The sequence below is a fragment of the Limnospira indica PCC 8005 genome, from assembly GCF_000973065.1.
GTDB lineage: Bacteria > Cyanobacteriota > Cyanobacteriia > Cyanobacteriales > Microcoleaceae > Limnospira > Limnospira fusiformis.
Genome location: NZ_FO818640.1, coordinates 5,048,567 through 5,065,758, shown reverse-complemented (window position 1 = coordinate 5,065,758; position 17,192 = coordinate 5,048,567). Strand labels below are relative to the sequence as shown.

At 45.6% G+C, this 17,192-nt stretch carries 7 protein-coding genes, 1 other RNA gene and 1 pseudogene; 5 read left to right on the top strand and 4 right to left on the bottom strand.

Annotated elements, in window-relative coordinates:
* Positions 1 to 1,389: 1,389 nt before the first annotated feature.
* The gene (locus XZ46_RS22290; RefSeq protein WP_006623595.1) at positions 1,390 to 2,391 is read right to left on the bottom strand and encodes a pentapeptide repeat-containing protein; all 1,002 of its coding nucleotides are present in this window, start codon (positions 2,389 to 2,391) and stop codon (positions 1,390 to 1,392) included.
* A 538-nt stretch (positions 2,392 to 2,929) separates the two neighbouring features.
* Here XZ46_RS22290 and ssrS point away from each other — a divergent pair.
* A non-coding RNA gene (gene ssrS, locus XZ46_RS30795) (6S RNA) lies at positions 2,930 to 3,114 on the top strand.
* Between the two features lie 93 nt (positions 3,115 to 3,207).
* Here ssrS and XZ46_RS22285 read toward each other — a convergent pair.
* Complete coding sequence (locus XZ46_RS22285) at positions 3,208 to 3,402, bottom strand: hypothetical protein (RefSeq protein WP_006669505.1); 195 nt, start codon at positions 3,400 to 3,402, stop codon at positions 3,208 to 3,210.
* Positions 3,403 to 3,866: 464 nt separating this feature from the next.
* Between XZ46_RS22285 and XZ46_RS22275 the strand changes: the two genes are divergently transcribed.
* The gene (locus XZ46_RS22275) at positions 3,867 to 8,291 is read left to right on the top strand and encodes a Calx-beta domain-containing protein (protein ID WP_048895247.1); all 4,425 of its coding nucleotides are present in this window, start codon (positions 3,867 to 3,869) and stop codon (positions 8,289 to 8,291) included.
* 265 nt (positions 8,292 to 8,556) lie between these two features.
* Here XZ46_RS22275 and XZ46_RS22270 read toward each other — a convergent pair whose 3' ends face one another.
* Together XZ46_RS22270 and XZ46_RS34725 are read right to left on the bottom strand one after the other, a co-directional pair.
* On the bottom strand, positions 8,557 to 10,719 hold the full coding sequence (locus tag XZ46_RS22270; protein WP_008054097.1) for a polyribonucleotide nucleotidyltransferase: 2,163 nt from the start codon (positions 10,717 to 10,719) through the stop codon (positions 8,557 to 8,559).
* 370 nt (positions 10,720 to 11,089) lie between these two features.
* Positions 11,090 to 11,481 (bottom strand): annotated as a pseudogene (locus tag XZ46_RS34725) (zinc ribbon domain-containing protein); the annotation flags it as partial.
* Between the two features lie 319 nt (positions 11,482 to 11,800).
* Here XZ46_RS34725 and XZ46_RS22265 point away from each other — a divergent pair.
* The 3 genes from XZ46_RS22265 (at position 11,801) to phaB (ending at position 17,117) form a co-directional block, all read left to right on the top strand.
* Positions 11,801 to 14,977: a sll1366 family intein-prone helicase gene (locus tag XZ46_RS22265; RefSeq protein ID WP_008054092.1), complete on the top strand. Its 3,177-nt coding sequence runs from the start codon at positions 11,801 to 11,803 to the stop codon at positions 14,975 to 14,977.
* 199 nt (positions 14,978 to 15,176) lie between these two features.
* Positions 15,177 to 16,367 carry an acetyl-CoA acetyltransferase PhaA gene (phaA, locus tag XZ46_RS22260; RefSeq protein WP_008054090.1) on the top strand — a complete coding sequence of 397 codons (1,191 nt, stop codon included), beginning with the start codon at positions 15,177 to 15,179 and terminating at the stop codon, positions 16,365 to 16,367.
* Positions 16,368 to 16,394: 27 nt separating this feature from the next.
* Positions 16,395 to 17,117, top strand: a complete 723-nt coding sequence (gene phaB, locus XZ46_RS22255; protein WP_006623602.1) for an acetoacetyl-CoA reductase PhaB — start codon at positions 16,395 to 16,397, stop codon at positions 17,115 to 17,117.
* Positions 17,118 to 17,192: the final 75 nt, after the last annotated feature.

Genomic DNA, 17,192 nt, shown 5'->3' with positions numbered 1-17,192 from the left:
CCCAAAATCATGGGTTTCAAGCTCCGCCCCCTTCGACCAACTCACGGCAAGCCTTCAAAGGCGACTGGCTTTCTCTCTGTTATACTATCACCTGCACAGTTTTTCCAGGTCTGACCACTATCATAGGTTGATTGTTTAATCAATTTTAAAAAATTGCCTCACCAGAATCCGCCTCAATCCTTGACAGCCACCGGAACTAATGATATAATCTTGACACCATCCTAGATGATAGTTAGTTTTGTAACTTTTTTGTTTTTCCCATAATTACCATATAAAATTGTAGGGGCGGGTTCTGCTGTCAATTTTCCATCCCTACCCGGATACTAATAAACCCGCCCCACCACCGATAATTAATCATTCAGAAACCCGGTTTCTTGACCTCTGGGGAAAAACCCGGTTTCTTGACCACGATATTCTGCATCAGATGAATAAAATTTGCCGTTGACCCGATAGGTTATCCCTCTGACGCTACGAGGGTAATAATTATTAATTATTAATTATTAATTATTAATTGTAGGGGCGGGTTCTGCTGTCAATTTTCCATCCCTACCCGGATACTAATAAACCCGCCCCACCACCGATAATTAATCATTCAGAAACCCGGTTTCTTGACCTCTGGGGAAAAACCCGGTTTCTTGACCACGATATTCTGCATCAGATGAATAAAATTTGCCGTTGACCCGATAGGTTATCCCTCTGACGCTACGAGGGTAATAATTATTAATTATTAATTATTAATTATTAATTGTAGGGGCGGGTTCTGCTGTCAATTTTCCATCCCTACCCGGATACTAATAAACCCGCCCCACCACCGATAATTAATCATTCAGAAACCCGGTTTCTTGACCTCTGGGGAAAAACCCGGTTTCTTGACCACGATATTCTGCATCAGATGAATAAAATTTGCCGTTGACCCGATAGGTTATCCCTCTGACGCTACGAGGGTAATAATTATTAATTATTAATTATTAATTATTAATTGTAGGGGCGGGTTCTGCTGTCAATTTTCCATCCCTACCCGGATACTAATAAACCCGCCCCACCACCGATAATTAATCATTCAGAAACCCGGTTTCTTGACCTCTGGGGAAAAACCCGGTTTCTTGACCACGATATTCTGCATCAGATGAATAAAATTTGCCGTTGACCCGATAGGTTATCCCTCTGACGCTACGAGGGTAATAATTATTAATTATTAATTATTAATTATTAATTGTAGGGGCGGGTTCTGCTGTCAATTTTCCATCCCTACGACTATCTTAATAAACCCGCCCTCTCCGGCTGTCAATTCTCCGCCCCCACCCGGATATTAATAAACCCGCCCCACCCTTTCCGGGGTAGCACAGGCAAAATCAAAAAGCAACCCCCCTGGGAGAGGGGGGAGTTCCATTATCTAATGCGACCATCTGGCATAATTGCACCAGTTAGGATAGCACCATTTAGGATAGCGCCATTGAGGGTAGCATCGCGGAAACTAGCATCGCGCAGGTCAGCATTTTCAAGGTTAGCACCATCCAAATTAGCACCCCAAAGGTAAGCACCCCGAAGGTTAGCCCCCGTGAGGTCAGCACCTCGCAGGTTAGCCAAATTCAGGTTAGTATTGCTCAAATCCGCATTTCTCAAGTCGCATTCTTGCAAGTCAGCCTTCATCAAATTAGCCTTAATAAACTGACCCCCGCGAATATTACTACCTTGTAGGTTAGCCTGTTGTAGGTTAGCTTCATCCAAGCGAATAAACCGCATTTGGGAATCTTTGAGATTAGTCCCCTGTAGGTTAGCACCTGCCATTTTAGCGCCACTGAGTTTAATTTCACTCAGTTCTAAACTACTAAAGTCGATCGCTTCTAAAGTTAAGCCATTCAGAAAGGCTTTTTCAAGTTTAACCCCGTTTAATTGCGCTCCTCGCAAGTTAGCCCCACTCAGTCGCGCTCCCGTCAAATTAGCCCAATTTAGGTTAGCTTTTTCTAAGTTAGCCGATCGCAAATTAATCCCATTAAGATTAGCGCCACAGAGATTCACACCCGGTAAATTAGCGCGATAAAGTGTCACCCAAGACATCACCGCGCCGCTGAGTTTTGCTCCCCTTAAGTTAGCTTTATGAAGTTGCGCGCCGCTCAAGTCTGCTTTAGTTAAATCAGCTTCAATTAAGCAGCTATCTCGCAGTTTCGCATAATTAAGGTTAGTACCATACAAAAAAGCCCCATTCAGGTTGGCTTCTAACATAAAGCATCGTTCCAGGTAAGCGCGAGCTAAGGATGCTTCTTTTAAATTAGAACCCGACAGGTTAGCCGCGATTAATTTAGCACCAATCAAGTTGGCTGCGGTTAAATCGATTCCACGAAAATCTCTTTCTCCCCTAAGATATCGCTCTAGGATTTCTGTTTCTTTCATGTTGAGGATCTCCTTTTTCATCACACAAGTTCTGAAACAGTCTCCGGCGATCGCTTAGTTGAGTTTCGACTGATTCAGATGCCTTAATTTGCTGCACCTCTGACGATAAAAGCTACTGCTAATAATCTCTTAATATTTATTTTATCTGTACCAGACAAAATTTGTGTATTTTGTTTACAAATGTTGATTTATCCTCTGATGTCTTTGTTGATTTTTTAAGCAATTTTAAAAAATTGTTCACGCCAAGCCGCCCCTAGAATTGACAGCCACCGGAACTCATGATATCATACTTTTATATAATTGAAACTTTGCTATTTTTAGTTTGTTAAAATGTATCCATCATTTAATATAATAGCAAAGCCAGGGGCAAAAGTCAACCCCCTCTCTATCTCCCTTCTAGCGCACCATCCCAGATCGCGAGTTGCTGGCCTGGGGGCGAGCAGATTGACGGGCCAGCCCTCTGGGGAGAGAGAGGGATTTGCATGATCCATTGTTAACCCCTAGACAATTTTTGAGAAAGCGCTATAATGGCAACAAGGTCCGGCTGTGACGTTGGTGACTGCCAAAATGTTTTTTTGATCTATAACTCTAAAAACAAGGGAACCCCTTAGAATCGAGTGGCAGTATACCGGGCATTGTACCCGGAAACTTGAAGCTCGGCAGTGGTGCCCACCTGGCTCGTCCAGGTCAAAAACTGAGGTAAGACGGCGTTGCGGTTGGGCTGTTTATTAACGAAAAACGAAAAAAGCCCGAGGTCGAGAAGTAGATAACTCGAGTTTTTCGGGCTGCATTTATTTGAGTGTAACCGTTGTGCTGTTAACTAGCCTGACGAGAAGCTATTTTTTCAAAATAAGCCTGAGTTTGCTGAAGCATCTCCTCCCGACTATCATTTTCTTTGGTTTTAGTTAAAGTAGGGATGAGGTTACGAGCCTGTAGTGTCATGTGTAGCTGGAGATCAGCCACATACTCGCTAACATCTTGACGAAGGGAACAAGCTGGGTATCTATCCATATCTAAATTCAAAGTGTTTCTCGTCTCTCAATCTAAGGTGTTCGTAATCACTCATAGAGAGTATCATGCTTATGTACAAACTTGACTAACCTTGTAATGATATTTAATCTTTATGATGGGCTTCTGTGACAAACCGTTACATTGACCGCCCCTGTGTCCCTGTACCCATCTACCCTAATCCCGGATGTTCAAGACCAGAGGATCTGAAGTTACCCACGGTTAAGTCTGGGGACTTCCCCTCGAAAACAGAAAACAAAAACTCTGGTATTGTTGATATTCAAAAAATTATGGGTAAACTTAAATCAATTCAAGAGACCCTCACAGCAACAGCAGCATAGAATAGCTAAGTTGCTTAGTTAGATCCGGAATTATGTGGATTATGCAATGATCCATAATCCAAGTGATATTGTGCGCTGACTTGATCAAGTTAGCAAAAAGGACTTATAAGGAAAGGTATCGTTAAGATGGTAAACATTATTATTGGCACTCCAGACCCGGATTTACTGTTGGGAACCTCAGAAGATGATGAAATTCAAGGTCTAGCAGGGGACGATACCCTTTTGGGGTTTCAAGGGAATGATACGCTGTTCGCCGGTGAAGGCAATAACTTGCTATTTGGTGGACAGGGGGATGATTATTTGTTCGGCGGACCAGGTAACGATACCCTATTCGGTGAGTTAGGGGATGATGTTATCTATGGGGGGGAAGGAAACAATTTCATCCTGGGAAATGCGGGGAATGACTCTATAGTTGGCGGGTCAGGAAACGACACTATTTATGGCGGTCAGGGGTCTGACACGCTGATAGGGGGGGAGGGAGATGATCTGCTATTTGGCGATCGCGGTAATGATATTCTCTACACAGGTAGTGGTTTTAACACCTTAACCGGGGGCGCGGGGTCAGATTTATTTGTAATTGGTGTAGGGTTCAATGGCGGTCAGACCGATGTAATTACAGACTTTAGACCGGGGTTTGACCTAATTGCTTTAGCTAATGGTCTGGAATTTGCCGATCTAGAAATTGCACAGCAGGGGAATGATACCCTAATTCGCGATCGCCAAACCAGAGAGAGATTAGTGCTACTAGAAGCCACAGATAGCACCATTCTCAACAGTGGCAACTTTACCAAATCCATCACCAGCATTACCTCAGTCTTGGAATTTTGGGAAGATAGCGTCAACGCTGACGAAAATCAGTCATTATTGCAAATCCCCATCACCAGAACCGGATCTCCTCTTGATAGAGTAGGAGCAACTCTAGTAGTAGCTGGTGATAGCACCGCTGACGTGATCGCAGAAATTCCCGTAATTTTTGAACCCTTTGAAACCTTCAAAGAATTTACCGTTTCTATAGTCGATAACGATACCCCTGACGGACCGAGACCAGTTACCTTAACCCTAGCCGATCCCTCTGGGGGAGCCAGTATTGGCCAAAGGAATGAGTTGATCATTAACATCCAAGATGATGAACCCGCACCAGTACCGCCCCCGCCCCCAGAACCGACGCCGACACCCATTCCAGAGTTACCGGCGCTAAATCTGCCATCAACTTCTCAGGTGAGCCTCACTATTGAACCGGAAGCCGTAGAAGAAGATAGTGGCAACAGTTTAGTTTATACATTAACCCGCACACCAGATTCTTTGGGAGTGCCTTTGGCCGTAGATTTTTCCGTAGGTGGGACTGCTATTTTAGGGGAAGACTACACAGTTAGCGGAGCCGTTAGATTTGATGGCGATCGCGGAACCGCAATATTTGACCAAAACGCTACTACCACCCAATTTTTGATCACCCCCATTGCTAATGATATTTTTCAGCTAGACAGAACCATAGAAGTCGTTTTAGACGACTCAGGATTTTTGTATATCGCCGAAATCGGAGGGAATACGGCCACTGGCACTATTATAGATGATGACCCACCCCCCAGTCCCCCTTTATATGACTTCAGCGACAGTCGTTTTATAGGTGTTGAGGGAGATGATCCTAATAATCCTGAATTTGTGGAAGTCACCATTGAGCGTTCTTTCGCCACCGAGGCACCCTCACGAGTCGATGTGGCAATTACACCCATTACTGCTGAACCTGGTCGAGATTTTGAGCCCACTCCCGATCCCACCCCAGTCATGTTCGACGCGGGACAAACCAGCGCCACCGTTCAAATTGAACTAATTCCCAATACCGAACCAGACCCCACCAGAACCGCCAATTTATCCTTTACCAACTTCTTTATTGAGAGTACAGCCGGGGAAATTGAGGGGGGACAACCAGGCCGCCAGAACCCCGAGGCTACCCTAGTGATTTTGGATGATGACGGACCATTTAGCTATGAGTTCAGTCAGAGTTTGTTCACCACCCTAGAGGGTTCCGATACCAACGTCACAGAAGTTGTGACTGTTGAAAGAATTGGCAGAATTAGGGAAGCATCTTCAGTCACCGTTGAGTTAAGTGGTATTACTGCTGTTCCGGGAATAGATTTTGAGCCAGAGGAGATAACTATTAATTTCCAACCTGATCAGATTTCCCAAACTGTTCCCATCACCATTTTGGGTAATTTGGTGACTGAACCTAATCGAAATCTCCGGTTAAGTTTGGTTCCCGCAGAAGGGGAACTGGTAGGCGAGGAGAACCCCACCGCTGAATTAATTATTATCGACGATGATGATATCCCCACCTATGATTTCAGTCGCAGTATTTTTGAGGTCTCGGAAGATGATGGTGTAACTGAGACTGTCGTGGTGGTGCGCGGTGGTAATGCCAGCAATGCATCATCTGTAACTGTGGTTTTGCAACCGGGTCCGGAAAATCCAGCTACGCCGGGAGTTGATATTGTCGAGACTGAGGTGCGGTTGGAGTTTGCGCCGGGTCAAGAAGTCGCTAGGGTTCCCCTGGAAATTGTTGATGACGAAATAGCTGAACCCACCGAGTCGATTATCTTATCTTTTGAGGATTTTGAACCGAGGGGACGCGCAGGTGTCACTCATCCTACGGCTACTTTATTGATTCTCGATAATGACTCACCCCCAACTTATGATTTTGGTCAGTCTGAATATCAGGTGGAAGAGGGGGATGAGCGAAATACCACCATGGTGGTGGAATTGTTGCGGTCCGGGGATCTGAGTTCTCCCTCTTCTGTGGATGTGGTTTTAACTGGAATTACAGCCACTGAAGGAGATGACTTTGTTGGTAGTGTGATACCAATTCAGTTTGCTCAGGGAGAAACACAAGCCCGGGTTCCTATTGAAATTCTGGGTAATACCCTGGTGCAGCCTGACCGAACACTGCAACTAGACTTAGATGATAATTTTGTGGCGATTGTGGACGGAGAGGAGCAAATCCTAGGTCAGGCTGGCACTATCAATCCTAGTACGGTTTTGACGATTCTCGATGATGATATCGCCACAGTTTCCCTACAGGTGCTTACTCCCGATGCTGTGCAGTCTAGTCTGGATTGGGAACAAGACCCTCCGACTATCACTCGCTCTAGTAATGCGGTCTTGAGGATTAGTCGCGAACCTGATAATTTTGGGGATCTTGAGATAACTTTGGATCTGGAAGGAAATCGGATTTCTTTGGAAGATTATCAACTCGAAATTGATGGTCAAGTGATTCCCACAGACGGGGAAACGGCACAGGTGACGATTCCTGATGGTGAAAGTAGAATTGAACTGGAGTTGGTGCCGCTTGATGATGACCACGCGGAGGCTGATGAGTCTTTGACTTTCCGCTTGGCCGAATCTGATTTTTATATTGTTGACTCAAATGATAACCAGGGGACGTTAACTATTCTAGCTAATGGTACTGGGGTCAGGCAGTTAACTGATAGTCTTGATACGACTGAAGAAGCCTATTTTGACAGTATTGAAGGGTCTTTGCGACAGGCGGTTATCAATGCTGTGAATTTGGGTGGCACACAAAAAATTACTTTTCTTGATGAGGCAGAATCAGGAACAATTAATCTGGTGGGTGCATTACCAACTCTCAATGGAGATATTTATTTTGACGGTCCGGGAGCCAATAATTTGACGATTCAGCGTGATCCGGATTTGACTGATGAGTTTCGCCTGTTTAGGGTCAATACGGGGACGATGACTTTTGATGGGTTAAGGTTGGCTAATGGTTTGGCACCTGGAACTGACCTAGACGTTTCTGTAAGCACTACTTCTGGTAGTCGCGGCGGTGCGATCACTATTGTCTCTACTGATGCGAATGTTACTATTATCCGCAGTCTGATTGAAGGCAATGCGGCTAATAATGGAGGGGCGATCGCTAATTCGGGAATTCTGAATGTTATCGATTCCACTATTGCTGATAATCAGGCTGTTAATGGTGGTGGCATCATTATTATTGATGGAGAGGTTAATGTTACCAACAGCACTATTGCTAATAACTCGGCTCAAATCGGCGGCGGGATTTTTAACTCTGTTGCTGATCTGACTTTGACCAACAGTACCATTGTTGATAATACAGCGATCGCCAGTGGTGGCGGTGTCCGCAACATTGGTGGTAGTGCTAGTCTCCAAAATACTTTGATTACTAATAATACCGCTCCCTTCGGTCCTGATGCCGCAGCGGCTCCTGAATTTGCCTTTAACAGTGGTGGGGGTAATTTGATTGGAGATGGCAGTGATGCCTCTGGCTTAACTGATGGGGTAAATGGTGATATAATCGGCAGCGCAGATGACCCTGTGGATGCTCTCATCTCTCCCCTGGCTAATAATGGAGGACTCATCCCAACTATTGCTCTTTTGGAAAATTCACCAGCAATTAATGCCGGGAATAATACCTTTGCTGGTGGTTTTGTTAATCCCGGAGAGTTCGACAGCCGGGGTCTCGGATTCCCTCGCATTGTCAACGATACCATTGATATTGGGGCTTTTGAGTCGGAATTTTAACTAGAAAAACTGGGGATATGGGAATAGTCCATCATGGACAAATAACTCCCCTATTCCCCTCACCCTTCTCTGTGGTTAATTACCAGATTGACTATTGACATCTGATGAGACTTGACCTACAATATTATCATGGGAAAATGTGGGCGCATATATAGTGTAAAATTAACCCTCACAGATTCCGAGGATGATTAATAAACAATTGTAGGGGCGAACAATTTTCGCCCCTACTGCGGGGAAACGCTTGTGGAGAGGGCAATTAGGTCAACTATTGCACAGTGCCACTACTAGCAGCAGCCTTGGCGGCGGCGGCTTCGTCGGGGTGTATTTTTAGGCGGGTTAAGTTAATCCGACCTTTGGGGTCAATTTCGCGGACTTTCACGATGACCTCATCTCCAACAGCCACCTCATCCTCAACTTTGGGGACTCGGTATTCTGCTAATTGAGAAATGTGAATCATGCCTTCCTTTCCAGGTAGAACTTCCACAAAAGCACCAATAGGAATAATCCTGGTAACTTTCCCTACATAGACATCTCCGGCGTTTAGCTTGCGGGTCATACCCTGAACAATTTGGTAAGCGCGGGCGGCGTTTTCGCTGTCTGTAGAGGCAATGGTAACAGTGCCATCATCGTCGATGTCAATTTTAACGCCTGTTTCTTCGGTAATTCCTTTAATGGTTTTACCTCCCGGACCAATGACCAGACCGATTAAGTCTGGATCAATTTTCAATGTCAGCAGGCGAGGTGCGAAGGGAGACAGGTCAGGACGAGGTTTGGGTAGGACTTCCAGCATTTTCTCGAGGATATGCAGCCGCGCGGGTTTAGCTTTGGCGATCGCATCTGCGACTACATCCAAGGACAAGCCAGTAATCTTCATGTCCATTTGTAGGGCGGTGATACCACTATCGGTACCTGCGACTTTAAAATCCATATCTCCCAAAAAGTCTTCAATCCCTTGAATATCTGTGAGGATACGAACTTCCGACCCTTCTTTAATCAAACCCATCGCCGCGCCACTCACAGGCTTGACAATGGGAACCCCAGCATCCATCAAAGCCAGAGTGGACCCACAAACGGACCCCATAGAAGTAGACCCATTAGAGGATAGCACCTCAGAGACAATCCGAATCACATAGGGGAACTGCTCTTTTGATGGTAGCACAGGCAATAAAGCCCTTTCCGCCAAAGCACCGTGACCAATTTCTCTACGTCCTGGCGATCGCATAGGTCTTGTTTCCCCCACAGAATAGGGAGGGAAATTGTAGTGGTGCATATAGCGTTTTTCATCTTGGGGGTGGAGGTCATCAAGATCTTGAGCATCTCCGGGGGTCCCCAGAGTAGCAATAGAGAGGACCTGAGTTAGACCGCGATTAAATAAACCACTACCATGGACTCGTTTTGGTAATAATCCCACCCGACAGGACACCGGACGCACCTGGTCTAAATTGCGACCATCAACCCGCACTCCCTCGGAGAGGATTTGCTGTCGCATGAGTTTTTTGGTGATGTCTTTAAAGATCATCCCCACGGCTTTAGGATTTTCGGTATTGAACAAGCTAATGGGGTCATCTTCTGGCATTAGTGCGATCGCACTGACAATTTGCTCTTCTTTGATCACATCAAGAGCAGCATCCCGTTCATCTTTGGTCAACTCAAACTGACCCAGAACCTTTTTAACTGGTTCTGTAACCCGTTCTTGGATAAATTCTATCAAAGTCGGATCTTCTGGTGGCGGTTCTTCGATCGGGTTCTCAATCCCCAATTCCTGCATAATTTCAGTTTGGGCTTTAATCAAATCCATGACCGCCTCATAACCGAAATCGATCGCCTCAATCACATCATGTTCTGGCAATTCATTAGCCCCCGCCTCCACCATGACCACACCTTGGGGCGACCCAGCCACCACCAAATCGAGGTCACCGTTTCTAATTTCCTTGTAGGTAGGATTAATAATGAAATCATCTCCCACTAATCCCACACGCACCGCCGCCATAGGTCCATAAAAAGGAATTCGCGCCAACAACACAGCCACAGAAGCACCTGTTACCGCCAGAACATCCGGTGGTACTTGCTCATCCATAGACAAAGTAGTGGCAACTATTTGAATATCATCTCTAATCCAACCGGGAATGAGAGGACGTAGGGGGCGGTCAATCAAGCGACTGGTGAGAGTAACGCGATCTGGGGGGCGACCCTCTCTCCGTAGAAATCCGCCGGGGATACGACCACCAGCATAAAGTCTTTCCTCATAATCTACTAATAGGGGCAGGAAATCAATTCCCGGTCTTCCTTCTGCACGAGTTGCTGTTACCAGAACTGATGTATCTCCTGATTCTACTAACAGGGCTCCCCCCGCCTGCGGCGCTAGTAATCCAATCTTGAGTCTAATATCCCGTCCATCAAAGGATATCGACTTATCAATTTCTTGCATCTATTTTCTCTTCCTTCCTGCTATCACAAATTCTCACCATCTTGACACCCACCTAAGCAAAAACAGGGGAACCATCCCAGGTATCCGCCTATCCAGTTTTTGTAGATGCGATCGCAATGGGTTAAAGATCTCCCCGCCCCATTATGGGGGAGTCATACCCCAGGCTGAAAATTTTTCCTGCCTATTTTTTATTTTTCAGTACCGATCGCTGCTGCCACCTTTAAAGATACATTTTCAGCTATGTTGGCACAGTTGACACATCGAGCGTGGGAGGGGTTTAATCAGTCAATCAGTAATTAGCCTAGCTGTAAGCCAGACTGTTTGTGATCATCTGATGTTTACATCAAGAGATATCAAGGGACTGATACATTTACGCGACATTTTTCCGGTTGTTCCCGGACAATGCGACGATAGCACTATTACCCGTTAAGGTAACAGAGGCGGTATCCCGCAAAGCTTTTAGAAAGATTCCAAAAGCACCGTCCCAGTCCCGTGGTAGAGTGAACCCGCACTCCGGACATCGGAACACTTTTGAGCCACCTAGCTAGGAATGGACATGACCACAGTGAGTACAGGTTTTGCTGGTGTATTCTTCGGTCACATCTACAACTGTTCAGTTATTTCCCCTTGATGTCTCAGGGTTAGTTTGAATCGATAATGCGCCCATGTCAGCATGGGTCGGGCAGTCTTAGACCTGATTAGACGCTTCACCTTGGCAACCATATTGGAAGTCTCGAAGGTGGGCCAAAAAATCAGGCTGTGTTATGGGATGGTCAGGGATGCGACCCAATCAACCAAGGGGTTGAAGTCCTCACCGGGTAGTTATTTCGCCCATTTCAGCTCTATTTCATACCCGAAGGTCTCGCACCATACTTGGTATGGTAGCGCATCGCCCTAATTGGTTCAACTAATCTGCGATTAAATTAAGCTCTCGGATGTTGACACCTATTGTATATCACTTCTGGAAAGTTTGAACCAGAGCTAATATTTCTCGAAATTGGGCTAATTCTGAAGAACAGAGCGACCATAGCACGCGATCGCTTAGAATTTAACCGGTTGCTAGTAGATACTGGGGGGCAATATGGCTATTTTACATGGAACTTGGCGGATTAACCCGGACGATAGTTATGTCTTCATTTGGGGGGAAACTTGGCGGGGGGGTGGCGCACAACAGGACAACCCGTCGGAAATAGCGCCCTATAGTTTCGCTATGACCGAGGAGGAACTCTCCCAATGGTCTCTCGGGCAAGATATAGCCTTATCTAAACTCTCTCCCGAGACTATCACAGAAGCGATCCCCCTTCCCACCCATATTGACAGCCATACTGGTCATCTTACCCCCATTCATTCCGCCGCCACAGAAGCCGCAGAAGCCGCAGATATCTACCTGTATCCTTGGTTAGTTACCGGGTATCGGCTGAACCCCAGTGATGCTTTTGACCTGTTCGAGTCCTTACCTTTAGGTGCGATAGATTTAGACTGGTTAGGAGAGGATGTCCGGTTTTGGTCTCATGTAAACCGCTGGAGTTTAGACCTTCTGGCTAGGCGTAAATTTTTACCTGTGATTAGCGCCAGTGACTCAAAAGCGATCGCCCAATGGCAGCCCATTCTTGATAGTGCCACAGATCGCGCCCGCCTGTTAAAATTTGCTGGCTTAATGCCGACCGTTTGTCGAATGTACGGTTTATCGCCCCTACAGCCACAGAAGGGCTCATCTATCTTTTCTGCCCTATTTTTGCCCGGAAGTGCTGAGGATTTGATATTAGGGGCTTTAGGGGCAATCATTGATTGCCAGGTGCGTCCTATTGCCCAAGAAGTCGAACGCAAAGCCTTAACTAATGTAGCCATTCTCACCCCTGTGGTTAGAATGTGGTTGCATGGTTTAGCCGATGATGCTGGCGGCTACATAGAAGCTGATACGGAGGAAATAGATACCCTCCAGACCAGCTTAGAGAATTGGATGTTTCCCCTCCAACAGTCTTTGGTCGAACAAACCCTATTTAGGGCGAGTTTTAGTCTGCAACCTCCCCAGGGAAAAACTAAAGACTGGCGTTTAGAATATGGTTTACAGGCTATTGATGACCCTGATTTTGTCGTTGAGGCGGCGACTATTTGGGAACACCCAGTTGAGGCTTTTATTTATCGGGAAAGGACGATTCGTTATCCCCAAGAAACTCTCCTGGCTGGTTTAGGATTAGCTTGTAAATTATATCCGCTGATGGAGAAGAGTTTGTCAGAAGCTAGTCCCCAGGGCTGCTGGCTCGAATCTGGTCAGGTTTATGAGTTTATTACTCGTGTAGCTTGGCGATTTAATGATAGTGGCTTGGGGGTCATTTTACCACCAGGATTAAGTAATCGTGAAGGTTGGGCGAGTCGTTTGGGTTTGCGGATTAAAGCCAATGCTCCTAGGGGTAAAACTTCTGGGAAAATGGGTTTAAAAAGTCTGTTAAATTTTAAGTGGGAGTTAGCCATAGGTGGTCAAAGTTTATCTAAGGCAGAATTTGACCGTTTGGTGGCAAAAAATAGTCCGCTAGTTGAGGTTAACGGTGAATGGGTCGAGTTGCGAGAACGAGACATTAAAGCCGCTCAGGCTTTTTTTGCGAGTCGGAAAGAACAGATGAATCTTTCTCTGGAAGATGCTTTGCGTTTATCTACTGGAGATACTCAAACTATTGAACGACTCCCTGTCGTTGATTTTGAAGCTGGAGGGAAGTTGGCGGACTTGTTAACCGCTTTAACTGATAATCGTACCATTGATGCGATCGCTACTCCCCCCACTTTTAAGGGAGAGTTAAGACCTTATCAAGCCCGAGGTGCGGGTTGGTTGAATTTTCTGCAAGAATGGGGTCTGGGTGCTTGTTTGGCTGATGATATGGGGTTGGGAAAAACCATAGAATTGATTGCTTTTTTGCTACATTTACAGCTACAAGAAAATCTGATAAATCCAGTTTTATTGGTTTGTCCTACCTCCGTTTTAGGGAACTGGGAACGGGAAGTTAAGAGGTTTGGACCCTGTTTAAAAACCTTGGTTCATCATGGAGATAAACGAGCCAAAGGAAAGGCTTTTCCCCCGGCTATTAAAGGCAAAAACTTGGTAATTACTAGCTATGCTTTGACCTATCGAGACCAGTCCGAATTACAATCAGTAAAATGGCAGGGTGTGGTTTTAGATGAAGCGCAAAATATTAAAAATCCCGAAGCCAAACAATCGAAAACAGTCAAGACCTTAGAGGCGGATTTTAAAATTGCTTTAACTGGAACTCCCGTAGAAAATCGGTTATCTGAGTTATGGTCAATTTTGGAGTTTTTGAATCCTGGTTATCTAGGACAACGACCATTTTTTCAGCGTCGCTTTGCTATTCCCATTGAAAAGTATGGGGATACTGAATCATTGCAAATTTTGCGATCGCTCGTACAACCTTTTATTCTGCGTCGCCTCAAAACCGATAAAGATATTATTCAAGATTTACCCGAAAAGCAAGAAAATAACGTATTTTGTCCTCTGTCCAAAGAACAGGCTAGTTTATATCAAAAGTTGGTAGATGAATCACTCTCAGAAATTGAATCTTCTACCGGGATACAAAGACGCGGGATGATTTTAGGATTATTGGTAAAATTAAAGCAGGTTTGTAATCATCCCTTATTATTAGGTGCGAAAACCAAAGCTAAGAAAGAATCGCCAACCCTAAACCCTAGCTATTCTGGGAAGTTGCAGCGTTTAAATGAAATGTTAGAGGAGTTAATATCAGAAGGCGATCGCGCTTTGATTTTCACCCAATTCGCCGAATGGGGTAAACTCTTAAAACCCTATTTAGAAGCCAAGTTAAATCGAGAAATCCTGTTTTTATATGGGGGAAGTCGGAAACTTCAGCGAGAACAAATGGTCGATCGCTTTCAACAGGACCCCCAGGGACCTCCGGTGATGATTTTATCTCTCAAAGCTGGGGGAGTCGGTTTAAACCTAACCCGCGCTAACCATGTATTTCACTTTGACCGTTGGTGGAACCCAGCCGTAGAAAATCAAGCCACCGATAGGGTATTTCGGATTGGTCAAACTCGCAATGTACAAGTGCATAAATTTGTCTGTACCGGAACCTTAGAAGAAAAAATCCATGACCTCATAGAAAGTAAACAAGCCTTAGCCGAACAAGTAGTTAGTTCCGGCGAAGACTGGCTCACCGAAATGGATACCGACCAACTCAGAAACCTATTGATTTTAGACAGAAGTTCCATTATCGAAGAGTCCGAAGAAACCTAAACTTTCCTCCGTCCCCTCTCCGTCCCCTCAAACCAACAGACCTACCGCTGGACTTCTGGGTAATTCTCCATATTTTCCCCTACAAGTCCAGCATAAGTTAAAAAAACCTAACAAATTCCCTTCAGTTCAACAGCCAGTGATAGAGTACAACTGCAAAATTCGATGAATTAGTATCGAACTGGGTATTTTGGGAGGACTAATGACAGAAGTTTATATCGTCTCCGCAACACGCACCCCCCTAGGTAGGTTTGGGGGGGGGTTATCTGGATTTTCTCCGGCTGACCTAGGCGCTCATGCAATGAAAGCCGCACTGGCGAAAGCTGGGGTTTCCGGTGAAAACTTGGATCTTTATATTTTCGGAAATGTGTTGCGAGCAGGACACGGACAACTAATACCCCGTCAAGCCGCTTTGAAAGCAGGTATACCCGCTACAGTCGATGGATATGCCATTGATATGGTTTGTTCTTCTGCTATGATGAGTCTCATCAATGGCTGCTACACTATTAAAGCTGGAGAGGCTGATCTAGTGCTGACAGGGGGGACTGAGTGTATGTCGCAAACGGGGTTCTTTTTGTCTCACCGCGCTAGGTGGGGTTATAAGTTCCTTATGGGAGCCCCAGAGCAGTTGATGGATATTCTGCTTTATGATGGTTTGACAGACTCTACTACCGGAGACGGTATGGGGGATGAAACTGAACGTTTGGCCGCTGAACATGGTTTCAGTCGTCAGGCTTTGGACGAGGTGGCTTTTTACTCCCAAAAACGCGCGGCGGAAGCTACCGAAAAGGGATTGTTTAAAAATGAAATCTCCCCCATTGAGGTGTCTAGCCGTAAGGGAACTCAGGTGATTGATACTGATGAGGGTATCCGCGCTGAGACTACTTTGGAAAGTTTGGCTAAGTTGCGTCCGGCTTTTCAGAAAGATGGGGTCTTGACTGCTGGGAATAGTTCCCAAATTTCTGATGGTGCGGCGGCGATTGTTTTGGCTAGTGAGGCTGCTGTACAAAAGTATGGCTTGAAACCTCTGGCTAAAGTGCTGGGCGGCGCTTGGGCTGGTGGTGAAAGTTGGCGGTTTCCAGAAGTGCCGATTTTCGCTACTCAGAAATTACTGGGTCGCCTGAAAATGTCGGTTAATGATTTCGATTTGTTTGAAAATAACGAGGCTTTTGCTGTTAGTACCTTGTTATTTGATAAAATGTTGGGGGTCTCTCAAGATAAGTTGAATGTTAATGGTGGGGCGATCGCTCTCGGACACCCTATTGGCGCTTCCGGTTCCCGCATTGTTGTGACTTTACTTAATGCTTTGGAACAACATGATAAGAGTTTGGGTCTCGCCGCTTTGTGTCATGGTACTGGTGGCGGTACGGCTTTTGCTATTGAGCGTGTGTAGTTTTTTCGGTTTTTTTAAGGAGGATAAATGGTTTCTTTAGGACTTGAGGATAAGGTGATTATTGTCACTGGTGGCGCACGGGGTATCGGCGCGGCTATTGTGAAGTTATTGGTCGAGTTTGGCGCGAAAGTTGCATCTATTGATGTCATTGACGGGGAAACTCCCCCAGGTGGACTGGCGCTTAAAGCTGATGTCACTAAGTTGGACAGTATGGAGTCCGCTGCTAAGGAAATTGGCGAGAAGTTGGGGACTGTTTATGGTGTCGTCGCTAATGCTGGTATTACCCGCGATAATTTCTTTACTAAGTTGACTGATGAAGATTGGGATCAGGTTATTGCTGTTAACCTTAAAGGGGTGAAAAATACCATTCAGCCTTTTATTCAAGGTATGTATGACCAGAATGCTGGCTCTATCGTCGCTATTAGCTCTATCTCAGGCGATCGCGGTAATGCTGGACAAACTAATTATGCTTCCACTAAAGCTGCTGTCATTGGGATGATGAAATCTATCGCACGGGAAGGCGCTCGTTTTAATGTCCGCGCTAATGCGATCGCACCCGGTTTTATTAATACCGAAATGACTCAAAAAATCCCTGATAAAGTCCGCGATAAAATTACCGCAGAAATTCCTTTCCGGCGTTTTGGTGAACCTGAAGATATCGCCTGGGCTGTCGCTTTTTTACTCTCTCCTGTCGCTAGTAGTTATGTCACCGGAGAGGTATTGCGTGTTAATGGCGCTCACCATACCTAGGCTTTTCATCGCGGTTAGCTACTCCTAAATGGCGGCGGGTTTATTAGTCGGATTTCCGTTTTTAAAAACCTCCAT

Coding starts and splice junctions, on each gene's coding strand:
- XZ46_RS22290 (WP_006623595.1), bottom strand. CDS start 2,391: ATGAAAGAAACAGAAATCCTAGAGCGATATCTTAGGGGAGAAAGAGAT.
- XZ46_RS22285 (WP_006669505.1), bottom strand. CDS start 3,402: ATGGATAGATACCCAGCTTGTTCCCTTCGTCAAGATGTTAGCGAGTAT.
- XZ46_RS22275 (WP_048895247.1), top strand. CDS start 3,867: ATGGTAAACATTATTATTGGCACTCCAGACCCGGATTTACTGTTGGGA.
- XZ46_RS22270 (WP_008054097.1), bottom strand. CDS start 10,719: ATGCAAGAAATTGATAAGTCGATATCCTTTGATGGACGGGATATTAGA.
- XZ46_RS22265 (WP_008054092.1), top strand. CDS start 11,801: ATGGCTATTTTACATGGAACTTGGCGGATTAACCCGGACGATAGTTAT.
- phaA (WP_008054090.1), top strand. CDS start 15,177: ATGACAGAAGTTTATATCGTCTCCGCAACACGCACCCCCCTAGGTAGG.
- phaB (WP_006623602.1), top strand. CDS start 16,395: ATGGTTTCTTTAGGACTTGAGGATAAGGTGATTATTGTCACTGGTGGC.